Genomic DNA, 20,085 nt, shown 5'->3' on the forward strand with positions numbered 1-20,085 from the left:
GAACAGATTTGCGCTGGTCGGCAGTGTCCCGTAAGGTCGTATTCACCGACGCGGGGTGGAGCAGCTCGGTAGCTCGCTGGGCTCATAACCCAGAGGTCGCAGGTTCAAATCCTGTCCCCGCTACTTGCAGACTGAGGCCCGGATCCCTTGAGGATCCGGGCCTCAGTCGTTGGCGCCCCCGGCGCGACCGGCGCCGTGACCGATACGTGCGACTGGTACGTGCGACCGGTACGCGCGGGCGTCTCGCACAGGCGGCCCAACCCACTGGCCCCCGCCGCTGGCTCAACCCACTGGCCCCCGCCCCCGGCCCACGCACAAGAAATGGCGAAGCCCTCCACTCGCGAGGTGGAGGGCTCCGCCATGTTCTGGCAAGTTCAGGGCGCTGTTCCGGTGCGGCGCTCGCCGTCGGACCGTGGCGCTCGCCGTCAGACTGTGGCGCTCGCCGTCAGGCCGCGGCGCAGTTGGGGCAGGTGCCCCGGTACGTGACCTCGACGGCCGCGATCGTGAAGCCGAAGCGCTCGGTGTCGGGGAGGTCCGCCAGCGGGTTGCCCTGCGGGTGGACGTCGCGGATCGCGCCGCACTGGGCGCACACCAGGTGCTGATGGGGCCGGTGCGCGTTCGGGTCGTACCGCTTGGCGCGGCGGTCGGTGGAGACCTCGATGATCTCGCCGAGCGTCACCAGCTCGCCCAGCGTGTTGTAGACCGTCGCCCGGGAGATCTCGGGCAGTCGCTCCGCCGCGCGGGCGTGCACCTCGTCAGCCGTCAGATGGACGTGGTCGCCGTCGAGCACCTCGGCCACGACGCGCCGCTGCGCGGTCATGCGCCAGCCGCGGCCGCGCAGTCGCTCCAACAGGTCACTCATGAGCATCAGCCTAACAGGGGAGAGGGTCCAGTTCCGAACAGGTGTGGATTTGGATCTCTGCTTGACTTAGACAATGTCCATTGTAGGATCAATTCCGATGAACATGCAGGGACAGGACGCGCAGGACATGACGCAGGAGGCGCACATGACGCAGGGACCGCTCACCACGGAGGCCGGCGCGCCGGTGGCCGACAATCAGAACAGCGCGACCGCGGGCGCCGGCGGTCCGGTTCTGATCCAGGACCAGTCGCTCCTGGAGAAGCTCGCCCACTTCAACCGTGAGCGCATCCCGGAGCGCATCGTGCACGCCCGTGGCGCGGGTGCGTACGGCACGTTCACGCTCACCCGTGACGTCTCGCAGTGGACGCGCGCCGCGTTCCTCTCCGAGGTCGGCAAGGAGACCGAGACCTTCCTGCGCTTCTCGACCGTGGCCGGCAACCTCGGCTCCGCCGACGCGGTGCGCGACCCCCGCGGCTTCGCGCTGAAGTTCTACACGGAGGAGGGGAACTACGACCTGGTCGGGAACAACACGCCCGTCTTCTTCATCAAGGACGCCATCAAGTTCCCCGACTTCATCCACACCCAGAAGCGCGACCCGTACACGGGCAGCCAGGAGGCGGACAACGTCTGGGACTTCTGGGGCCTGAGCCCGGAGAGCACCCACCAGGTCACGTGGCTCTTCGGTGACCGCGGCATCCCGGCCACCCTGCGCCACATGGACGGCTTCGGCTCGCACACGTTCCAGTGGAACAACGAGGCCGGCGAGATCTTCTGGGTCAAGTACCACTTCAAGACCGACCAGGGCATCAAGAACCTCACCCAGGCCGAGGCCAACAAGCTCGCCGGTGAGGACCCCGACAGCCACCAGCGGGACCTGCGCGAGGCCATCGAGCGCGGTGACTTCCCGTCCTGGACCGTGCAGGTGCAGATCATGCCGGAGGCGGACGCGGCGACGTACCGCTTCAATCCGTTCGACCTCACCAAGGTGTGGCCGCACGCGGACTACCCGCCGATCGAGATCGGCAAGCTGGAGCTGAACCGCAACCCGGAGAACATCTTCGCCGAGGTCGAGCAGTCCATCTTCAGCCCGGCGCACTTCGTGCCCGGCATCGGTCCCTCCCCGGACAAGATGCTCCAGGGCCGGCTCTTCGCGTACGGCGACGCCCACCGCTACCGCGTCGGCATCAACGCCGACCACCTGCCGGTGAACCGCCCGCACGCCACCGAGGCGCGCACCAACTCCCGTGACGGCTACTTGTACGACGGCCGCCACAAGGGCGCGAAGAACTACGAGCCGAACAGCTTCGGCGGCCCCTTCCAGACGGACCGCCCGCTGTGGCAGGGCAGCCAGGTCACCGGGGTCACCGGCAGCACCCAGGCGCCCGTACACGCCGAGGACAACGACTTCGTGCAGGCCGGAAACCTCTACCGGCTGTATTCGGAGGACGAGAAGGCGCGCCTGATCGACAACCTCTCGGGCTTCATCGCCAAGGTGTCGCGCGACGACATCGCCGAGCGCGCGATCAACAACTTCCGCCAGGCGGACCCCGACTTCGGCAAGCGGCTCGAAGCCGCGGTCCAGGCCCTGCGCGGCTGACGGACGGCCGCCTGCCGAGGGTGGACGGAAGGCCGGATTCCCTTCGGGGGTCCGGCCTTTCGGCGTCCGCCGGTGCCGCACGGGCCTGGTGGTCAGCCGGCCAGCGCGCTCTCGCGGCGCGCCGGGGCCCAGCAGCGGATGATGTCGCGGACCGAGACGATGCCGACCGGGCCGTGGCCGTCGAGCACGATCAGATGCCGGAAGCCGCCGTGCGTCATGGCCTCGGCGGCCTCGATCAGGGTCCAGGAGGGCGCCGCGAAGACGACGTCGGTGGTGGTGTGCTTGCTCGCCGTCTCGAGGTCGGGGTCCTGGCCGAGGCCCACGGAGTTGAGGATGTCGCGTTCGGTGAGGATGCCGAGGCCGCTGGTGTCGGCGTCGAGGACGACGGCCGCGCCGATGCGGCGCGCGGACATCAACCGGGCGGCCTGGCGCAGGGTGTGGTCGGGGCCGATGGTGAGGATCATCGTGCTCATGGCGTCACGGACGAGCATGGAAGGAGCCACCTCCTGGGCGGATTCGGCTTCCGGCAGGGCGAACACGGCCCGCTCCGGAACGAATTCACAAGTTCACAAGTGGGGGAGCTCTCAGAGTCGCATCCGGACCGGCCGTCAACAAGGGGTGGGTAGAGGCCAGTTGAGGGGCGTGTAAAAGTACGACTCACGCCCCTCGGGGACCTCGGCCGTGACCTCCGAGCCCGCTCCGCGCGCGTGCCCCGCCCCCCGTCAGGACTGCGGACGCTCGGGGGCCCGGGGGGCCTCGGGGGCCTGCGGGGCATCGCCGAGGTAGCCGAGCAGTTCCTCGTGGAGCAGCCCGTTGGACGCGGCCGCATTGCCGCTGTGCGGGCCCGGCCGCCCGTCGAGGCCGGTGAAGACGCCCCCGGCCTCCTGCACCACGATCACATTGGCCGCCATGTCCCACATCGACAGCTCGGGCTCCGCACAGAAGTCCACCGAACCCTCGGCGACCATCATGTACGGCCAGAAGTCGCCGTATGCCCGGGTGCGCCAGCACTCCCGGGTCAGGTCGAGGAAGTCGTCGAGCCTGCCCCGCTCCTCCCAGCCGCTCAGCGAGGAGTACGAGAACGAGGCGTCGGCCAGCTTGGAGACGTTGGAGACCTTCAGGCGCGTCGCCGAGGTCAGGCTGCGGCCGGTGAACGCGCCGTGCCCCTTCGCCGCCCACCAGCGCCGGTTGAGGGCGGGCGCCGATACGACGCCGACGACCGGCTGGAAACCGTTCTCGCCGGCCTCCATCAGCGAGATCAGCGTCGCCCACACCGGCACGCCGCGGACGTAGTTCTTGGTGCCGTCGATCGGGTCGACCACCCAGCGCCGCGGGCCCGTGCCTTCCAGGCCGAACTCCTCGCCCAGGATCGCGTCCCGTGGCCGCGCCCGATGCAGATGCCCCCGGATGACCTCCTCGGCCGCCTTGTCGGCCTCACTCACCGGCGTCATGTCCGGCTTGGTCTCGACTTTCAGGTCGAGCGCCTTGAACCGGTCCATGGTGGCCGCGTCGGCGGCGTCCGCGAGGACGTGGGCGAGACGCAGATCATCGTGATAGTCGGGCATGGCCACCACCGTAGCGACCGCCCGCTGTGCGGACCACAGCGCCCGCACTCCGGGACGCCCCCGCGCCCGCCCCCGGCGCCCCTTGACACTCCCACCGGGCCCGTCAACTCTGAATCCGGAGCCGTTCGCACGGCCTCGGGGGCTCGGGAGGCGACCATGCCCACAGCGCGGGAATCCCTGCTGGACGCCGCTCTCTCGGCGCTGGCGGAACTGCCGTGGTCGGGAGTCCGGATGGTGGACGTGGCGTCCGCCGCGCGGGTCTCGCGGCAGACCCTCTACAACGAGTTCGGCAGCAAGGAAGGCCTCGCCCGTGCGCTCGTGCGCCGGGAGGCCGATGTTTACCTGCGCGGCGTCGACCGAGCGCTCGCCGAGCACACCGACCCCGCGGACCGCCTGGTCCGCATCGCGGAGTGGACCTGCGGCTCGGCCCGTTCCAGCGCTCTTGTGCGGGCCCTGCTCACCGGCTGCTGGAGCGAACGCCTCCCGGCGCCGTCGGCCCGTGCCGTCGTCTCGGTCTCGGCGGTGCCCGCCCAGCGGCGCGCCGACGCCGGGGTGCCGGGCCCCGCCGAACTCGTGGCCGCGGTGCGCGACCGGGCGCTCGCGGCGCTGGAACGGGAGGCGCCGGGCGCCGACCCGGTGGAGCTGGCCCGGTACTGCGAAACGGCGGTGCGGCTCGGCCTGTCCTTCGTGGTGGCACCCCTGGGGCGGGGCGAGGGGCACGCCGGGTACGTCCGCGCGGTGCTCGCGCGGCTGCCGGTGCGCGCGATGGGACAGCGGCTCGACGGGTGACGCGCGGGCGCCTCGCCTGACCCGTCGTCCGACGTGACGTTCCTTCAACGGCCTTCGGGACGCGGGCTCAGTGCGCTGAGCCCGAGATCTGAAGGCCGATCACACCCACGATGACCAGGGAGATCGACACCAGCTTCAGCGTCGAGACCACATCGCCAAGGAAGACCATGCCGTAGATCGCGGTCCCGGCGGCCCCGATGCCCGTCCACACCGCGTACGCCGGACCCACGTCGAGCTTCCTCAAGGACAGCGTCAGCAGACCGAAGGAGCCGAGCGCGAACGAGGCGAACGCGATCGTCGGCCACAGCCGGGTGAAACCGTGCGACAGCTTCAGACAGACGGCGAACCCCGTCTCAAGGACTCCCGCCACCACGACCAGCAGCCACGCCATGTCCAGGGCCTCCCGCAACGCGTCGTCGAACCGACTGCATGGTCAACACTTGGTGCGATTATGCAACGCAGGGCAGGCCACCGCCCGGGGAACCACCCCGGCAGATCCGGCCAACCCGCCCGGAGCTCTCGGCAATCAGTCCGGCCGCACGCGCAAAAGCAGGCAGACCGCGCCCGGGACAGCAAGCCGGCCGCACTCGCAAAAGCAGGCAGGCCGCACCCAGGGCAGCAGGCAGGCCGCACTCGTAAGAATCCAGTGCGGCCGCACCACGCAACAGGCAGCCGGCACCCGGGACAGCAGGCAGCGGCACCCAGGACAGCAGTCGGCGCACCCGGGACAGCAAGCCGGCCGCACCCGGGGCAGCTGCCCGGCGCCCCGCACAACAGGGTCAGTCGCCCTCGCGGCGCTCCCGCGTCGCGAGCAGCCGGCGCAACGAATACAGTCGGGCCGGATCCGCGTGACCGTCGGCCACCCACTGGTCCAGCGCGCACTCCGCCTCGTCGTGGCTGCACGCGCGCGGGCAGTTCTCCGTGCCCGGTACGAGATCGGGGAAGGCCAGGATCACCCGTGACGGGTCGACGTGGTGAAGGCCGAAGGACCGTACGCCCGGGGTGTCGACGACCCAGCCGCCGTCCGCGCTGTCCAGGGGCAGCGCGAGCGCCGAGGTCGTGGTGTGACGGCCGCGCCCCGTGACCGCGTTGACATGACCGGTGATACGCCGCTTGGCCTCCGGGACCAGCGCGTTGACCAGCGTCGTCTTGCCCACGCCCGAGTGGCCCACGAACGCGGTGACCCGGCCGTGCAGATGCTCGCGCACCCGGTCCGCCGCATCCCCCTCGTACAGCTCCTCGCGCGAGGTGACCACGTAGGGGACGCCCAACGCGCCGTACATCTCCAGGAGTTCGTCCGCCGATGCCAGGTCCGACTTCGTCAGGACCAGGAGCGGTTCCAGGCCTCCGTCGTACGCGGCCACCAGGCAGCGGTCGATGAGCCGGGGGCGCGGTTCCGGGTCGGCCAGCGCGGTGACGATGGCGAGCTGGTCGGCGTTGGCGACGACCACGCGCTCGTACGGGTCGTCGTCGTCGGCGGTGCGCCGCAGGACCGAGGCACGCTTGCCGATCCGTACGATCCGCGCGAGCGTGTCCTTCTTGCCGGTCAGGTCGCCCACGATGTCGACCCGGTCGCCCACCACGGCCGCCTTGCGGCCCAGTTCGCGGGCCTTCATGGCGTGGATGGTGCGGTCCCCGACCAGACAGGTCAGCCGGCCGCGGTCCACGGTGAGGACCATGCCCTCGGCGGCGTCCTCGTGCTTGGGGCGGATGCTGGTGCGGGGGCGGTTGCCCTTGGGGTTGGGGCGGACGCGGATGTCGTCCTCGTCCGGGTTCTTGCCGTAGCGGCGCATGGTCTTAAGTCCCGCTCAGCTTCCGGACCCCGCCAGCATGGATTCCCACAGGTCGGGGAAGTCGGGCAGCGTCTTGGCGGTCGTCGCCACGTTCTCGATCTGCACGCCCTCGACCGCGAGGCCGATGATCGCGCCGGCCGTCGCCATCCGGTGGTCGTCGTAGGTGTGGAAGACGCCGCCGTGCAGCGGGCGGGGGCGGATGTGCAGGCCGTCCTCGGTCTCCGTCACATCACCGCCGAGCTCGTTGATCTCCTTGGTGAGCGCGGCCAGGCGGTCCGTCTCGTGCAGCCGCAGGTGGGCGACGCCGCGCAGCGTGGACGGCGAGTCGGCGAGGGCCGCGACGGCGGCGATGCCCGGGGTCAGCTCGCCCACCTCGCTCAGGTCGACGTCGATGCCGTGGATGCGGCCCGAACCGCTGAACACCAGCCCGCGGTCGGCCAGTTGGCAGGTGCCGCCCATCTCCGTGAAGATCTGGCGCAGCTGGTCGCCGGGCTGGGTGGTGCGGGCCGGCCAGTCGGGGATGACGACGGTGCCGCCGGTGATGAGCGCGGCGGCCAGGAACGGCTGGGCGTTGGAGAGGTCGGGCTCGACGGTCAGGTCGCGGCCGAGCAGCGCGGAGTGGGTGACGCGCCACACGTTCGGCTCGCCGCCCGTCTCGGGCTCGTCGACCTGGGCGCCGACGCAGCGCAGCATGTCCACCGTCATCCGGATGTGCGGCATCGACGGCAGGGCGGCGCCCACATGGCGGACCTCCACGCCCTGGTTGAAGCGGGGTGCGGAGAGCAGCAGGGACGAGACGAACTGGGAGCTGGACGAGGCGTCGATCTCCACCCGGCCGCCTTCGAGGGCGCCCGCGCCGTGCACGGTCATCGGGAGCGCGCCGCGGTTGTCGTCGTCGATGCGGGCGCCGAGCGCGCGGAGCCCGTTGATGACGCCGCCGAGCGGGCGCTCGTAGGAGCGGGGGTCGCCGTCGAAGCGGACCGGGCCGTCGGCGAGCGCCGCGACCGGGGGCAGGAAGCGCATGACCGTGCCGGCGTTGCCCACATCCACGGTGGCCGGGCCGTGCAGGCCGGCCGGGATGATGCGCCAGGCCTCGCCCGAGCCGTCCGGGCCCACGCCCTCCTCGATGCCGACGCCCAGGGTGCGCAGGGCCTCCGCCATCAGCAGGGTGTCGCGGGAGCGCAGCGGGCGGCGCAGCCAGCCGGGCTCGGCGGCCAGCGCGGCCAGGACCAGGCCTCGATTGGTGACCGATTTCGATCCGGGCACGGTGACCGTCGCGTCGACGGCTTTGCTCGCGAGGGGGGCGGGCCAGAGGGCGGGGTGCACGGGCGTTTCGGTCATGGTCCTCACTTTAATGGGGCCGTGCCCTAGAGACCGAGCAGCCAGCGGCCACCGCCGATCAGCGAACAGACAGAAACGGCGTGGAAGAGGAAGAGCCAGAGCGCCGGTGGTACATGGGTGAGCCGTGCGAGCTGGTCGGCGTCCGAGTCCCCGTCGTTGTACCGGCGCCGCTTGCGCTGGAGCTCGAAGGCCGGGCGTACGCCGCCGATGAGCAGGAACCACACGGCGGTGTACGCGAACGCCGACTGGACGTCGGGGCCGGTCAGCCAGGAGACGAGCAGGAACGCGGCGCCGGTCAGCACGACGGTCAGGACCCCGTACGCGTTGCGGATCATCACCAGCATGGCGAGCAGCAGGGCCGTGGCCAGCCACAGGAAGAGCGTGACGTGGTGCGCGGCCAGCAGCCAGGCACCGCCGAGCCCCAGGAGCGGGGGCGCGGTGTAGCCGGCGGCCGCGGTGAGGATCATGCCCAGGCCGTACGGCTTGCCCCGGCTCACGGTGAGGCCGCTGGTGTCGGAGTGCAGCCGGATGCCGTCGAGGCGGCGGCCGGAGACCAGGGCCACCAGGCCGTGGCCGCCCTCGTGGGCGATGGTGATGGCGTTGCGGGACAGGCGCCAGAGGCTGTGCGGCACGACCGCGGCGAGGGCGGCCACGCCCGTCGCGACGACCAGCCACGAGGCCGGCGCGCTCTGGGTGCCGAAGAGCTGGAAGTCTTGCAGCGGGGACATGTCGGGGACGGCTCCTCATGAGGTACGGGCGCCGTGGCAGTCTGGCACCGGGCACTGCGCTGGTGTGTGCCGGGTAGGACGAACGCCGCCGTGCGAAAGGTTCCTCCCTGGCGCCCCGTACGGAACGGGCCCGCCGGGCTCGCTCGACAGCCGTCGGCGGCGGTCTGCCACCCTTGGATGCTGCCAACACGTGGCACCGCGGCGGCTCGGTGCAGGACACTGCTGCACAGCCGGCGCGGGTGCGGCTCAGAGGGGAGGCAGGAGATGTGCGGTAGGTACGCGGCGAGTCGCGGGCCGGAGGATCTGGCCGGGATCTTCGACGTGGAGATGGGGGTCCCCCCTGGCGGAGCGGGATCGAGTCCCGGGGAGTGGGATCCGGCCGGGACGGTGGAGCCCGACTTCAACGTGGCCCCCACCAAGGAGGTCTACGTCGTCCTTGAGCGCCCGCTGAAGGACGCCGAGGAGCCCCGCCCGGTCCGTCAGCTGCGCAGGCTGAAGTGGGGGCTCGTACCCTCGTGGGCGAAGTCGCCCGAGGGCGCGGCCCGGATGATCAACGCGCGTGCCGAGACGATCCACGAGAAGCCCTCCTTCAAGAAGGCGTTCGCCTCGCGCCGCTGCATCATCCCCGCCGATGGCTACTACGAGTGGGTCACCGGCACGGGCGAGCGGGAGCTGGAGGTCGAGGGCAAGAAGAAGCGACCGCGCAAGCAGCCGTACTTCGTGACCCCGGCGGACGGCTCGGTCTTCGCGATGGCCGGACTCTACGAGTTCTGGCGCGACCGCACCCTGCCCGACGACCACCCGTCGGCGTGGTGGGTGACCTGCGCGGTGGTCACCACCGAGGCGGAGGCAGGACCGCTGGGCGTGGCCCCCGCGGACGGCCCCTCCTCCCTCGCCGACATCCACCCCCGGATGCCGCTGATGCTGACGCCGGACCGCTGGTCCTCGTGGCTCGACCCGGCTCGCCAGGACATCGAGGAGGTGCGGGCCCTGCTCGCCCCGCCGCCCGGCGGCCTGATGCGGGCGTACCCCGTGTCCACCGCCGTCAGCAACGTACGCAACAACGGCCCCGAGCTCCTGAAGGAACTGGACGGCCCGGAAGAGGGCACCCTGTTCTGACCCCGTCGTTCCGCACCCGTCGTTCCGCACCCGTCGTTCCGCGTCCGTCGTTCCGACCCCGTCCTCCCGGGGCGCCGCCCATGTCGTACGCCGTCCACGCCCGCCCCGGCGGCAGGATGGACCCCGTGAGCGACAGCGAGATCGTGGAGACCGGCGCCGGTGAGGCGCGCATCACCTGGCGGCCCGCCGCGAAGGCCCGCCTCGTCCTGGCCGTGAGCCATGGCGCGGGCGGCGGCATCGAGGCGCGCGACCTTCAGGCCCTCGCCGCCGCGCTGCCCCCGCTCGGGGTGAGCGTGGCCCTGGTGGAGCAGCCCTGGCGGGTGGCGGGCAAGAGGCTGGCCCCGGCGCCGAAGACGCTCGACACGGGCTGGCGCGACCTGTGGCCCGCCCTGGCCGCGCAGGGGCTGCCCGTCGTCGCGGGCGGGCGCAGCGCCGGGGCGCGGGTGGCCTGCCGCACGGCGGGGGAGCTGGGCGCGGCCGGCGTCCTCGCGTTGAGCTTCCCGCTGCACCCCCCGGGCCGGCCCGAGAAGACGAGGGCGCCGGAACTGCTCGGCGCGGGCGTGCCCACCCTCGTGGTGCAGGGCGGCAACGACCCCTTCGGCAAGCCCGCCGAGTTCCCCGAAGGGCCGTACGAGCTGACGGAAGTGCCGTTCGCCGACCACGGGTTCGCCGTGCCCAAACGGGCCTCCCTCACCCAGCAGGACGCACTTGAGGTGATCATCGCGGCGGCCGGTGCGTGGCTCGGCCGGCTTGCCCTGTGACGCCGGGAATGCCGGGTGCGGGGCGGCTGTTATGGCCGACGTAAGGGATACGCAGACCAGCTGTGGAGAGGGAGTCCGTCGCATGGGTTCGACCATCTGCCCGAGCCGCAAGGCCGCCTCTGACCTGGAGTGGACGGTGCTTTCCGCGGCCAGGACCGCTCCTGACCGAGCGGCGGGCGGAGCGGATCGTCGTCTATCCTCCGATTCGAGTGGGTCCGCATTCGGGCTCAGCACACCGTTCGAGGAGGTGGGTCCGGTCACAGGGACCGACGACGGCCACGTGGAAGAGACCACCGCCGAGCGCAACGCGCGCTTCGAGCGGGATGCCCTCGGCTACCTCGACCAGATGTACTCGGCGGCCTTGCGCATGACGCGCAACCCGGCCGACGCGGAGGACCTGGTGCAGGAGACGTACGCCAAGGCGTACGGGTCGTTCCACCAGTTCCGCGAGGGCACCAACCTGAAGGCTTGGCTCTACCGGATTCTCACCAACACCTTCATCAACTCCTACCGCAAGAAGCAGCGCGAGCCCCAGCGCAGCGCCGCGGAGGAGATCGAGGACTGGCAGCTCGCGCGCGCCGAGTCCCACATGTCCACAGGGCTGCGCTCCGCCGAGTCGCAGGCGCTCGACCACCTGCCGGACTCGGACGTCAAGGCCGCGCTCCAGGCCATTCCGGAGGAGTTCCGCATCGCCGTGTATCTCGCGGACGTAGAGGGCTTTGCGTACAAGGAGATCGCGGACATCATGGGTACACCCATCGGTACGGTGATGTCCCGACTGCACAGGGGCCGCCGCCAACTGCGCGGAATGCTGGAGGACTACGCCCGTGACCGCGGGCTCGTCCCGGCCGGCGCCGGCGAGTCGGACGAAGCGAAAGGCTCGGGCTCATGAGCTGCGGAGAGCCGCACGAGACGGACTGCTCTGAGGTCCTGGACCATCTCTATGAGTTCCTTGACCACGAGATGCCCGACACGGACTGCAACAAGTTCGAGGTGCACTTCGAGGAGTGCAACCCGTGCCTGGAGAAGTACGGCCTCGAACAGGCCGTGAAGAAGCTGGTCAAGCGCTGCTGCGGCTCGGACGACGTGCCCAGCGACCTGCGCTCCAAGGTGATGGGCCGCATCGACCTGATCCGCTCGGGGCAGGCCGTGCCCGAGCAGGACGTCGTCACCGGAGAGGTACCGACGCTCAGGTCCGAGTGACCGGGCGCGCCCCGCACGCCCCCGGGTGCTGAACCGCCGCCCGGGGCAGCGCAGTTGAGAGCGGCCACGACCGGGTGTCGTGGCCGCTCTCCTGTGTTTCCGTCCGCCTCTGGGCCCCCGCATCACCCGAAGGTGCTAATCCGGGCGGCCCGAAACCCCCTATTTGGACCATGCGCCTGACCGCCGCCGCGCACGGGCCTATCCTCGCGAAGCTGTACGCAACGGGCTGCCCGGGCGGATGGGGAGGTGGTGGCCATGGCGGAGCCGCGGGGGCCGCGTGACATTCCGGCGGGCGCGCGCCTCGCCGTCGCGGGCGCCGTCGTGGGCGGGGCCGCGTGCGCCCTGCCCGTACTGCGCCAGGCTGCGCCCTGGCCGGCCGTGGCGCTCCTGGCCGGCCTGTACGCGCTGTGCGAATGGCCGGCCCGCTGCCCCGTGCTCGCCGGCCGCGTGAACGTGCCGATCGCCTCCGGCTCCTTCTTTCCCGTGCTGCTCGCCGCCGTCTTCCTGCTCCCGCCGGCCGCCGCCGCGCTCGTCGCGGTGCCGGGCGCGCTCATCGCGTACGTCGAGGAGGAGCCGCGCCGACTGCGCAGGGTCTGGCACGCCGCACAGCTCGCGATCGCGGCGACGGCCGCGGCCCGAATCCACGCGCTGCTGGGCGGGCGGGCCGCGCTGGGCGGCGGGGGAGCGGGGGCGGCCCCCGACTTCCCGTACGCCCTGCTGCCCGCAGGGGCCGCCGCGCTGGTCTTCTGCCTGGTGCTCACCGCGCTCGACGGGCTCATCCTCAGCACCGCCGAACACCGCCCGGCCCGTACCGCCTGGCGCGGCCTGCTGCTGCGCTCACTCGCGCCGCACTGTGTGCACGGGCTCGCGGGGCTGATGATGGCCGTGCTGTGGCGCAGCCGGTTCGGGCCGCCCGCCGCGCTGTTCGTGCTGCTGCCCATGTACATCTCCTGCTGGGTCTTCGCCCAGTACCACCGCGAGCGCGCCGCCCACCAGGCCACCATCCGCGCCCTCGTCCAGGCCGTCGACATCAAGGACAAGTACACCCGCGGCCACAGCGAACGCGTCGGCCGCGCCTCGGAGATGATCGCGCGTGAACTCGGCATGGAGGAAGGGCGGTTGGAGGTCATCCGGTTCGCCGGGATCCTGCACGACGTCGGCAAGCTCGGGGTGCCGACCCGGGTGCTCAGGAAGGACGGGCCGCTCACGCCGGAGGAGCGGGCGGTGATCGAGCTGCACCCCGAGTACGGGCACGAGATGGTGCGCGGCATCGGCTTCCTCGGTGAGGCGCGCTCGGCGATCCTGCACCACCACGAACGGATCGACGGCAGCGGCTACCCCTACGGGCTCGTCGGCGCCCAGATCCCGGAGGCGGCGCGGGTGGTGGCGGTGGCCGACGCGTTCGACGCGATGACCTCGACCCGCTCCTACCGGCGGGCCAGGCCCGTCGCGGCGGCCGTCACCGAGCTGGAGCGGTGCGCGGGCGCGCAGTTCGACCCCCGGATGGTGCGCGGCCTGGTCCGTGCGCTCTCCAGGTACGGCTGGCATGTGGAGGTCACCGCCGACGAGGCGGGGGCCTCGCGCGGAAACGTGCCTCCGCCCAGGCCCCCCGGAACGACACCGCCCCCACCCCCGGCCACCCCGCCCGCGGCGGCCCCGTCCCCGGCCACCCCGTCCCCCGCCGCGCCGTCCTCGGCCGGTCCGCGCCCCGCACACCGGCCCTCCAACGCCCGGGGGGCCTGACATGGCCGCCCGGCCGACCGCCCCCGTGCTCGCCGCCCACGCCCTGGCCTGGGCGCTCACCGCCTGGGCGCTCGGGGCGACCCTGCGGCACGGTCTCGCCGAGCCCCGTACCGCGGCCGCCTTCGGCGCGCTCATCGCGGTGGGGGAACTCGCCCGGTGGGGCGCACGGGACGGCGAGCGGGACCCCGCGCCGCTCGCGTCCGCAGGAGCGCTGGCCTACGCACTGCTCGGCCAGGTCGCCGGGCACGCCGGCCGGCACGGGGTGCTCCAGGTCATCGCCGTCGTGGTGGCCGCGATGCTCCTCGGCTCCGTACCGCACGTGGCCGTGGGGCGCGGTCCGAGCGCGGACGAGATGGCCCGCCGGGTGCTCACCGTCGCCTTCGCCGCCGTCTGTTTCCAGCCGCTCTACCACGCGGGACTGCTCGACGACTGGTTCGGGCACGGCCCGTCCTTCGCGTTCGTCCTCCTGCTGCTGCTCGTGCTGACCGCCCTGTGCGACGCGGTGGTCGCGGCCCTGCTCCTGTACGCCCGCACGCGGTACCCCTTCGGCCCGCTCCTGCGCGACGAGCTGCGCGGCCTGCTCGGCATCGGGTCCGCCGTGTGCGCCACCGGCACCGTGATCGCCCTCGCGGTCGCCGTCGCCGGGCTGTGGGCACTGCCCGTGTTCTGCGTGCCGCTGCTCCTCACCCAGCTGGCCTTCCGGCGGTACGCGGCCGTACGCACCACCTACCGCCAGACCATCACCTCGCTGGCCCGCGCCACCGAGATCGCCGGATACACCAAGCCGGGCCACGCCCGCCGGGTCGCCGAGCTCAGCCGGGCCGTCGGGCGCGAGCTGGGACTGTGCGAGAGCGAGCTGACCGTCCTGGAGTACGCGGCGCTCATGCACGACATCGGGCAGCTGTCCCTGCTCGACCCCGTGCCCGCCGGCGCCACCGCCGCCCTGCCCGTCACGGAGCAGCGCCGCATCGCCCTGCTCGGCGGCGCCGTCGTGCGCCAGACCGGGGTGCCCGCCGACGTCGCCCTGATCGTCGAGCGGCAGGCCGACCCCTACTGGGAGCAGCCGCTCGCCGCGAGGATCATCCGCGCCGTCAACGCCTACGACGATCTCGCGGAGGGCGCCGACGGCCCCGGCAGCTCCCTGAACGCACTCGAACAGCTGCGCCTGGGCACCGGCCGTGACTACCATCCCCGCGTGGTCGAATCCCTGGCACGCGTGCTGGCCCGGGGCTGTCTGACCCGGGTGCCGCCTGGGTAACCCAGGAGTAATGAGCGGCCTTCCGGCCGGGCATGGTTGGATGCGAAAGAACCCAGAAAACTGGGAGACCGTAAGACCGACCCGGTAGCCGGGGCCGGTCTGGGCAGGCGGGAATCGTGAGGATCTTCGGCAAGGGACGGCACCGGCCCTCCGCCTCGTGGCGGCAGGCCACAGACCGTGCGTTCACGCTGATCGGCGACGGCAGGTACGAGGACGCCGGGGCGCTGCTCACGCGCGCCGCGGACCTGGAGCCCTGGCTTTCGGAGTCCTGGTTCAACCTGGCGCTGCTCCACAAGTTCCGGCACGACTGGGAGCAGGCGCGGGCGGCCGGGCTGCGTGCCGTGGCGCTGCTCGACAAGGAGTCCGGCGCCCCCGACTGGTGGAACGTGGGCATCGCGGCCACCGCGCTCCAGGACTGGCCGCTGGCCCGCCGCGCCTGGCAGGCGTACGGCCTGAAGGTGCCGGGCGAGGCCACCGGCAGCGGCGAGCCCGTCGGCATGGAGCTCGGCAGCGCCGCCGTGCGCCTCTCGCCGGAGGGGGAGGCGGAGGTGGTGTGGGGCCGCAGGCTCGACCCGGCCCGCATGGAGGTCCTGTCCATCCCGCTGCCGTCGTCGGGCCGGCGCTGGGGCGAGGTCGTGCTGCACGACGGCGTCCCGCACGGCGAGCGCACCACCGCCGCGGGTCCGTCCTTCCCCGTGTTCGACGAGATCGAGCTGTGGGCGCCCTCGCCGGTGCCGACCTGGGTGGTCCTCCTCGAAGCGGCCACCGAGGCCGACCGGGACGCCCTGGAGCGCCTGGCCGCCGACGCGGGTTTCGCCGCCGAGGACTGGTCCTCGTCGGTACGCCTGCTGTGCCGGGCCTGCTCCGAATCGCAGATGCCGAGCGACGAGGGCGACGGCGAACACCTCGACCCGCACGACCACAGCGAGCCCGGCCACCCCGGCCCGCTGGGCCACCGCACCAACGGCGACCTGTGGGTCCCGGAACGCGAGTGCGGCATCGCGGCCCCGGCAGGTCTGGTGCGCGGGCTCCTCGACGGCTGGGTGGCCGACAATCCGGACAGCCGCGAGTGGCGGGATCTGGAAGAAGTCTGCTGAACGGCAGCGGAACCCGGCCGGGCCTGGCCTTAGGCTGTACGGGATCGGAATCGGGTTTTTGAGGAAGGCTTACGGCGGACATGGCGCAGCAGCAGACGGACCAGCAGGTCGAGAACGACGGGTTCGTCGTGGACACGGAGGACTGCGAGGCGCGTGAGCTGGCCCACCGCGAGCGCGGCACCGCCCGACCGATCACGGTCGTCGGCAACCCGGTCCTGCACAAGGAGTGCAAGGACGTCACCGCCTTCGACGGCGAGTTGGCCCAGCTGGTCGACGACATGTTCGCCAGCCAGAAGGCGGCCGAGGGCGTGGGCCTCGCGGCCAACCAGATCGGCGTGGACCTGAAGGTCTTCGTGTACGACTGCCTCGACGACGAGGGCGTGCGACACGTCGGCGTCGTCTGCAACCCGGTCGTCGAAGAGCTCCCCGCCGAGCTGCGCGTCCTGGACGAGTCCAACGAGGGCTGCCTGTCGGTGCCGACCGCGTACGCCGAGCTGGCCCGCCCCGACTACGCCGAGGTCAGCGGCCAGGATGCCGAGGGCAACCCGATCAAGGTGCGCGGCACCGGCTACTTCGCGCGCTGCCTCCAGCACGAGACGGACCACCTGTACGGGCGGCTCTACATCGACCGCCTCTCCAAGCGCGACCGCAAGGACGCACTGAAGCAGATGGCGGAGGGCACCGCCCGCTACGAGACGGTCCCGAACAACTGACGTAGTACGCCCACGAGTTGAGGCCCCGCCCCCCCCGGAATTCGCCTGGGGGAGCGGGGCCTCGGCCGTTCACGACGGACTAGAAGTCCTCGTCGAAGCCCACCGAACCCTCGACCGCCACCTGGTAGGCCGACGGGCGGCGCTCGAAGAAGTTCGTCAGCTCCTGGACGCCCTGGAGCTCCATGAACGAGAACGGGTTCGACGAGCCGTACACCGGCGGGAAGCCGAGCCGGGTCAGCCGCTGGTCGGCGACGCACTCCAGGTACTCGCGCATCGACTCGGTGTTCATGCCGGGCAGGCCCTCGCCGCACAGGTCGCGGCCGAACTGGAGCTCGGCGGCGACCGCCTCCTTCAGCATGTCGGTGACCTGCTGCTCCAGCTCGTCGTCGAAGAGCTCGGGTTCCTCCTTGCGGACGGTGTCCACGACCTCGAAGGCGAAGTTCATGTGCATCGTCTCGTCGCGGAACACCCAGTTGGTGCCGGTCGCCAGGCCGTGCAGCAGGCCCCGGCTGCGGAACCAGTACACGTAGGCGAAGGCCCCGTAGAAGAACAGGCCCTCGATGCACGCCGCGAAGCAGATCAGGTTGAGCAGGAAACGGCGCCGGTCGGCCTTGGTCTCCAGCCGGTCCAGCTTCTCGACCTCGTTGATCCACTTGAAGCAGAACTGCGCCTTCTCGCGGATCGAGGGGATCTCCTCGACCGCGTCGAACGCGGCGGCGCGGTCCTGCGGGTCGGGCAGGTAGGTGTCGAGCAGCGTCAGATAGAACTGGACGTGCACGGCCTCCTCGAAGAGCTGACGGCTCAAGTAGAGCCGCGCCTCGGGGGAGTTGATGTGCTTGTAGAGCGTGAGCACCAGGTTGTTGGAGACGATCGAGTCGCCCGTCGCGAAGAACGCGACCAGGCGGCCGATCATGTGCTGCTCGCCCGGCGTGAGCTTGGCGAGGTCGGCGACGTCGGAGTGGAGGTCGACCTCCTCCACGGTCCAGGTGTTCTTGATCGCGTCCCGGTACCGCTCGTAGAAGTCCGGGTAGCGCATCGGACGCAGGGTCAGTTCGAAGCCCGGATCGAGCAGGTTCTTGTTGATCGGGGCCTTGTCGGTGGAACTCATTACTGGCAGGCCTCGCAGGACTCGGGGTTTTCCAGGGAACAGGCGACCGCGTCGGCGTCGGGCGCGGCCTGCTGGACGGGGATGGTGGCGCTGGCCTGGGCGGCGCGGGCGATGCGGGTCGCCGGACGCGAGCGCAGGTAGTACGTCGTCTTCAGACCCTGCTTCCAGGCGTACGCGTACATCGACGACAGCTTGCCGATGGTGGGCGTCTCAAGGAACAGGTTGAGCGACTGCGACTGGTCGAGGAAGGGGGTGCGGGCGGCGGCCATGTCGATCAGGCCGCGCTGCGGGATCTCCCACGCCGTGCGGTACAGGGCGCGTACGTCGGCCGGGATCCAGCCGAAGCCCTGCACCGAGCCGCTGGCCTCGCGCAGCGCCTCGCGGGACTGGGCGTCCCACACACCGAGGTTCTTGAGCTCCTGCACCAAGTAGCCGTTCACCTGGAGGAATTCACCGCTCAGCGTCTCGCGCTTGAAGAGGTTGGAGACCTGCGGCTCGATGCACTCGTACACGCCCGCGATGGAGGCGATGGTCGCGGTCGGCGCGATCGCGAGGAGCAGCGAGTTGCGCATGCCGACCCTGGCGATGCGCTCGCGCAGGGCGGCCCAGCGCTCCGGCCAGGTCAGCTCGACGTCGTAGTGGTCGGGGTGGAGCACTCCGCGCGCGGTGCGGGTCTTGTCCCACGCCGGCAGCGGGCCGGACCGTTCGGCGAGGTCGGCGGAGGCCTCGTAAGCGGTCAGCATGATCCGCTCGGACAGCTTCGTCGACAGGGTCTTCGCCTCGGGGGAGTCGAAGGGCAGCCGCAGCTTGAAGAAGACGTCCTGGAGGCCCATCGCACCCAGGCCCACCGGACGCCACCGGGCGTTGGAGCGCCCGGCCTGCTCGGTCGGGTAGAAGTTGATGTCGACGACCCGGTCGAGGAAGGTCACGGCGGTGCGGACGGCCTCGTCCAGACGCTCCCAGTCGATGTCCTGGGAAGCGGTGTCCACGAACGCGCCGAGGTTGACCGAGCCGAGGTTGCACACGGCCGTCTCGCCGTCGTCGGTCACCTCCAGGATCTCGGTGCACAGGTTGGAGGAGTGGACCGTGTGGCCGGGCTCGGCCGTCTGGTTGGCGGTGCGGTTGGAGGCGTCCTTGAAGGTCATCCAGCCGTTGCCGGTCTGCGCGAGGGTGCGCATCATGCGGCCGTACAGGTCCCGGGCCGGCATGGTCTTCTGGGCGAGCCCGGCGGCCTCGGCCCTGCGGTAGGCGGCGTCGAACTCCTCGCCCCACAGGTCGACGAGCTCGGGCACGTCGGCCGGCGAGAACAGCGACCACGTGCCGTCGGCGTCGACGCGGCGCATGAACTCGTCGGGGATCCAGTGCGCGAGGTTCAGGTTGTGCGTACGGCGCTGGTCCTCACCGGTGTTGTCGCGCAGCTCAAGGAACTCCTCGATGTCACAGTGCCAGGTCTCCAGGTACACCGCGGCCGCGCCCTTGCGCCGGCCGCCCTGGTTGACCGCGGCCACCGAGGCGTCCAGCGTCTTGAGGAACGGGACGATGCCGTTGGAGTGGCCGTTGGTGCCCCGGATCAGCGAACCGCGGCCACGGATGCGGGAGTAGGAGAGCCCGATGCCGCCCGCGTGCTTCGAGAGCCGCGCCACCTGGTGGTAGCGGTCGTAGATCGAGTCGAGCTCGTCGAGCGGCGAGTCCAGCAGGTAGCAGGACGACATCTGCGGGTGGCGGGTGCCGGAGTTGAAGAGCGTGGGGGAGGACGGCAGGTAGTCCAGGCGGCTCATCAGGCCGTACAGGGACGCCACTTCGTCCAGCGCGCGCACCGACTCGTCCTCGGCGAGGCCGGATGCCACGCGCAGCATGAAGTGCTGGGGGGTCTCGACGACCTTGCGGGTGATCGGGTGGCGCAGCAGGTAGCGGGAGAAGAGGGTGCGCAGGCCGAAGTAGCCGAAGCGGTCGTCGGCGCCGTCGGCGAGCGCGGCGTCCACGAGGGCGTTCAGGCGCTCCGCGTGGGCGAGTACGAAGTCGGCGGTGCGGTCCGCGATCAGGCCCTCGCGGTGGCCGACGGCCACGGACGCGGAGAACGACACCGCGCCCTGGCTCGCGGCCTCTTCGGCGATGGTGACGGTGAGGAGGCGCGCGGCGAGGCGGGAGTACGCCGGGTCCTCGGAGATGAGCCCCGCGGCCGCCTCGGTGGCCAGCTCACGCAGCTCGGCCGTGTCGGAGCGGGCGTTGCGGCCCCGCAGCGCGGCGGCGGCGACCCGGCCCGGGTCGGTGTCCGGGAGGTCGGCGGTGAACTCGGTCAGGGTCCGCAGCAGCGCGGTCCCGGGGGCATCCGCGAGCTCATCGGTGATCGCTGAAGCGGGATCCGCTGGGGCGATGGTCACGTGGGGGCACTCCCTCGCTCGGCACGG

The 20,085-nt window shown here is 71.6% G+C and carries 19 protein-coding genes and 1 tRNA gene; 11 read left to right on the plus strand and 9 right to left on the minus strand.

The window, feature by feature from the left end; translation table 11 throughout:
- Positions 1 to 49: 49 nt before the first annotated feature.
- A tRNA-Met gene (locus ACGFW5_RS04565) sits at positions 50 to 123 on the plus strand.
- Between the two features lie 322 nt (positions 124 to 445).
- On the opposite strand, the gene ACGFW5_RS04570 is transcribed toward ACGFW5_RS04565, so the two are convergent.
- Entirely contained in the window at positions 446 to 862 is a 417-nt protein-coding gene (locus ACGFW5_RS04570) for a Fur family transcriptional regulator (RefSeq protein WP_393832680.1), read from the minus strand.
- Between the two features lie 145 nt (positions 863 to 1,007).
- Here ACGFW5_RS04570 and ACGFW5_RS04575 point away from each other — a divergent pair, with 145 nt between their 5' ends.
- Positions 1,008 to 2,459 (plus strand): catalase, encoded by a 1,452-nt coding sequence (locus tag ACGFW5_RS04575; protein WP_393832736.1) that lies wholly within the window; start codon positions 1,008 to 1,010, stop codon positions 2,457 to 2,459.
- 92 nt (positions 2,460 to 2,551) lie between these two features.
- On the opposite strand, the gene ACGFW5_RS04580 is transcribed toward ACGFW5_RS04575, so the two are convergent.
- Together ACGFW5_RS04580 and hisN are read right to left on the minus strand one after the other, a co-directional pair.
- Positions 2,552 to 2,950 carry a cyclic nucleotide-binding/CBS domain-containing protein gene (locus ACGFW5_RS04580; protein WP_393832737.1) on the minus strand — a complete coding sequence of 133 codons (399 nt, stop codon included), beginning with the start codon at positions 2,948 to 2,950 and terminating at the stop codon, positions 2,552 to 2,554.
- 231 nt (positions 2,951 to 3,181) lie between these two features.
- Positions 3,182 to 4,024: a histidinol-phosphatase gene (hisN, locus tag ACGFW5_RS04585; RefSeq protein ID WP_393832681.1), complete on the minus strand. Its 843-nt coding sequence runs from the start codon at positions 4,022 to 4,024 to the stop codon at positions 3,182 to 3,184.
- A gap of 156 nt (positions 4,025 to 4,180) precedes the next feature.
- Here hisN and ACGFW5_RS04590 point away from each other — a divergent pair, with 156 nt between their 5' ends.
- The gene (locus ACGFW5_RS04590; RefSeq protein ID WP_393832682.1) at positions 4,181 to 4,813 is read left to right on the plus strand and encodes a TetR/AcrR family transcriptional regulator; all 633 of its coding nucleotides are present in this window, start codon (positions 4,181 to 4,183) and stop codon (positions 4,811 to 4,813) included.
- Between the two features lie 67 nt (positions 4,814 to 4,880).
- On the opposite strand, the gene ACGFW5_RS04595 is transcribed toward ACGFW5_RS04590, so the two are convergent.
- From ACGFW5_RS04595 to ACGFW5_RS04610, 4 genes are all read right to left on the minus strand, one after another.
- Entirely contained in the window at positions 4,881 to 5,204 is a 324-nt protein-coding gene (locus ACGFW5_RS04595; protein ID WP_393832683.1) for a DMT family transporter, read from the minus strand.
- Positions 5,205 to 5,592: 388 nt separating this feature from the next.
- Positions 5,593 to 6,606 carry a ribosome small subunit-dependent GTPase A gene (gene rsgA, locus ACGFW5_RS04600; RefSeq protein WP_393832684.1) on the minus strand — a complete coding sequence of 338 codons (1,014 nt, stop codon included), beginning with the start codon at positions 6,604 to 6,606 and terminating at the stop codon, positions 5,593 to 5,595.
- Positions 6,607 to 6,621: 15 nt separating this feature from the next.
- Positions 6,622 to 7,947: a 3-phosphoshikimate 1-carboxyvinyltransferase gene (gene aroA, locus ACGFW5_RS04605; protein WP_393832685.1), complete on the minus strand. Its 1,326-nt coding sequence runs from the start codon at positions 7,945 to 7,947 to the stop codon at positions 6,622 to 6,624.
- A gap of 26 nt (positions 7,948 to 7,973) precedes the next feature.
- Positions 7,974 to 8,675, minus strand: coding sequence for a M50 family metallopeptidase (locus tag ACGFW5_RS04610; protein WP_393832686.1), 702 nt, complete (start codon positions 8,673 to 8,675; stop codon positions 7,974 to 7,976).
- A 264-nt stretch (positions 8,676 to 8,939) separates the two neighbouring features.
- Between ACGFW5_RS04610 and ACGFW5_RS04615 the strand changes: the two genes are divergently transcribed.
- The 8 genes from ACGFW5_RS04615 to def all read left to right on the plus strand — a co-directional run bounded on the left by ACGFW5_RS04615 (position 8,940) and on the right by def (position 16,569).
- Positions 8,940 to 9,794: an SOS response-associated peptidase gene (locus tag ACGFW5_RS04615; protein ID WP_393832687.1), complete on the plus strand. Its 855-nt coding sequence runs from the start codon at positions 8,940 to 8,942 to the stop codon at positions 9,792 to 9,794.
- 116 nt (positions 9,795 to 9,910) lie between these two features.
- Positions 9,911 to 10,555: an alpha/beta family hydrolase gene (locus tag ACGFW5_RS04620; RefSeq protein ID WP_393832738.1), complete on the plus strand. Its 645-nt coding sequence runs from the start codon at positions 9,911 to 9,913 to the stop codon at positions 10,553 to 10,555.
- A gap of 247 nt (positions 10,556 to 10,802) precedes the next feature.
- Positions 10,803 to 11,447, plus strand: a complete 645-nt coding sequence (locus tag ACGFW5_RS04625; protein WP_167157084.1) for a sigma-70 family RNA polymerase sigma factor — start codon at positions 10,803 to 10,805, stop codon at positions 11,445 to 11,447.
- Complete coding sequence (gene rsrA, locus ACGFW5_RS04630) at positions 11,444 to 11,758, plus strand: mycothiol system anti-sigma-R factor (protein WP_393832688.1); 315 nt, start codon at positions 11,444 to 11,446, stop codon at positions 11,756 to 11,758. Before ACGFW5_RS04625 ends, rsrA begins: the two co-directional genes overlap by 4 nt.
- A 255-nt stretch (positions 11,759 to 12,013) precedes the next feature.
- Positions 12,014 to 13,501, plus strand: coding sequence for an HD-GYP domain-containing protein (locus ACGFW5_RS04635; protein WP_393832689.1), 1,488 nt, complete (start codon positions 12,014 to 12,016; stop codon positions 13,499 to 13,501).
- A gap of 1 nt (position 13,502) precedes the next feature.
- Positions 13,503 to 14,759 (plus strand): HD-GYP domain-containing protein, encoded by a 1,257-nt coding sequence (locus tag ACGFW5_RS04640; RefSeq protein ID WP_393832690.1) that lies wholly within the window; start codon positions 13,503 to 13,505, stop codon positions 14,757 to 14,759.
- Positions 14,760 to 14,875: 116 nt separating this feature from the next.
- Positions 14,876 to 15,856, plus strand: coding sequence for a tetratricopeptide repeat protein (locus ACGFW5_RS04645; RefSeq protein ID WP_393832691.1), 981 nt, complete (start codon positions 14,876 to 14,878; stop codon positions 15,854 to 15,856).
- 80 nt (positions 15,857 to 15,936) lie between these two features.
- The gene (gene def, locus ACGFW5_RS04650) at positions 15,937 to 16,569 is read left to right on the plus strand and encodes a peptide deformylase (protein ID WP_393832692.1); all 633 of its coding nucleotides are present in this window, start codon (positions 15,937 to 15,939) and stop codon (positions 16,567 to 16,569) included.
- 79 nt (positions 16,570 to 16,648) lie between these two features.
- Here def and ACGFW5_RS04655 read toward each other — a convergent pair whose 3' ends face one another.
- Together ACGFW5_RS04655 and ACGFW5_RS04660 are read right to left on the minus strand one after the other, a co-directional pair.
- Positions 16,649 to 17,677 (minus strand): ribonucleotide-diphosphate reductase subunit beta, encoded by a 1,029-nt coding sequence (locus tag ACGFW5_RS04655; protein WP_393832693.1) that lies wholly within the window; start codon positions 17,675 to 17,677, stop codon positions 16,649 to 16,651.
- Positions 17,677 to 20,058, minus strand: coding sequence for a ribonucleoside-diphosphate reductase subunit alpha (locus ACGFW5_RS04660; RefSeq protein WP_393832694.1), 2,382 nt, complete (start codon positions 20,056 to 20,058; stop codon positions 17,677 to 17,679). Before ACGFW5_RS04660 ends, ACGFW5_RS04655 begins: the two co-directional genes overlap by 1 nt.
- Positions 20,059 to 20,085: the final 27 nt, after the last annotated feature.

The sequence above is a fragment of the Streptomyces sp. NPDC048416 genome (assembly GCF_043200435.1).
In the GTDB taxonomy this organism is placed as follows: Bacteria; Actinomycetota; Actinomycetes; order Streptomycetales; family Streptomycetaceae; genus Streptomyces.

What these genes read in the sequence shown, in the direction of transcription:
- ACGFW5_RS04570 (WP_393832680.1), bottom strand. Translation starts at nt 862, where the DNA reads ATGAGTGACCTGTTGGAGCGACTGCGCGGCCGCGGCTGGCGCATGACC.
- ACGFW5_RS04575 (WP_393832736.1), top strand. Translation starts at nt 1,008, where the DNA reads ATGACGCAGGGACCGCTCACCACGGAGGCCGGCGCGCCGGTGGCCGAC.
- ACGFW5_RS04580 (WP_393832737.1), bottom strand. Translation starts at nt 2,950, where the DNA reads ATGCTCGTCCGTGACGCCATGAGCACGATGATCCTCACCATCGGCCCC.
- hisN (WP_393832681.1), bottom strand. Translation starts at nt 4,024, where the DNA reads ATGCCCGACTATCACGATGATCTGCGTCTCGCCCACGTCCTCGCGGAC.
- ACGFW5_RS04590 (WP_393832682.1), top strand. Translation starts at nt 4,181, where the DNA reads ATGCCCACAGCGCGGGAATCCCTGCTGGACGCCGCTCTCTCGGCGCTG.
- ACGFW5_RS04595 (WP_393832683.1), bottom strand. Translation starts at nt 5,204, where the DNA reads ATGGCGTGGCTGCTGGTCGTGGTGGCGGGAGTCCTTGAGACGGGGTTC.
- rsgA (WP_393832684.1), bottom strand. Translation starts at nt 6,606, where the DNA reads ATGCGCCGCTACGGCAAGAACCCGGACGAGGACGACATCCGCGTCCGC.
- aroA (WP_393832685.1), bottom strand. Translation starts at nt 7,947, where the DNA reads ATGACCGAAACGCCCGTGCACCCCGCCCTCTGGCCCGCCCCCCTCGCG.
- ACGFW5_RS04610 (WP_393832686.1), bottom strand. Translation starts at nt 8,675, where the DNA reads ATGTCCCCGCTGCAAGACTTCCAGCTCTTCGGCACCCAGAGCGCGCCG.
- ACGFW5_RS04615 (WP_393832687.1), top strand. Translation starts at nt 8,940, where the DNA reads ATGTGCGGTAGGTACGCGGCGAGTCGCGGGCCGGAGGATCTGGCCGGG.
- ACGFW5_RS04620 (WP_393832738.1), top strand. Translation starts at nt 9,911, where the DNA reads ATGGACCCCGTGAGCGACAGCGAGATCGTGGAGACCGGCGCCGGTGAG.
- rsrA (WP_393832688.1), top strand. Translation starts at nt 11,444, where the DNA reads ATGAGCTGCGGAGAGCCGCACGAGACGGACTGCTCTGAGGTCCTGGAC.
- ACGFW5_RS04635 (WP_393832689.1), top strand. Translation starts at nt 12,014, where the DNA reads ATGGCGGAGCCGCGGGGGCCGCGTGACATTCCGGCGGGCGCGCGCCTC.
- ACGFW5_RS04640 (WP_393832690.1), top strand. Translation starts at nt 13,503, where the DNA reads ATGGCCGCCCGGCCGACCGCCCCCGTGCTCGCCGCCCACGCCCTGGCC.
- def (WP_393832692.1), top strand. Translation starts at nt 15,937, where the DNA reads ATGGCGCAGCAGCAGACGGACCAGCAGGTCGAGAACGACGGGTTCGTC.
- ACGFW5_RS04655 (WP_393832693.1), bottom strand. Translation starts at nt 17,677, where the DNA reads ATGAGTTCCACCGACAAGGCCCCGATCAACAAGAACCTGCTCGATCCG.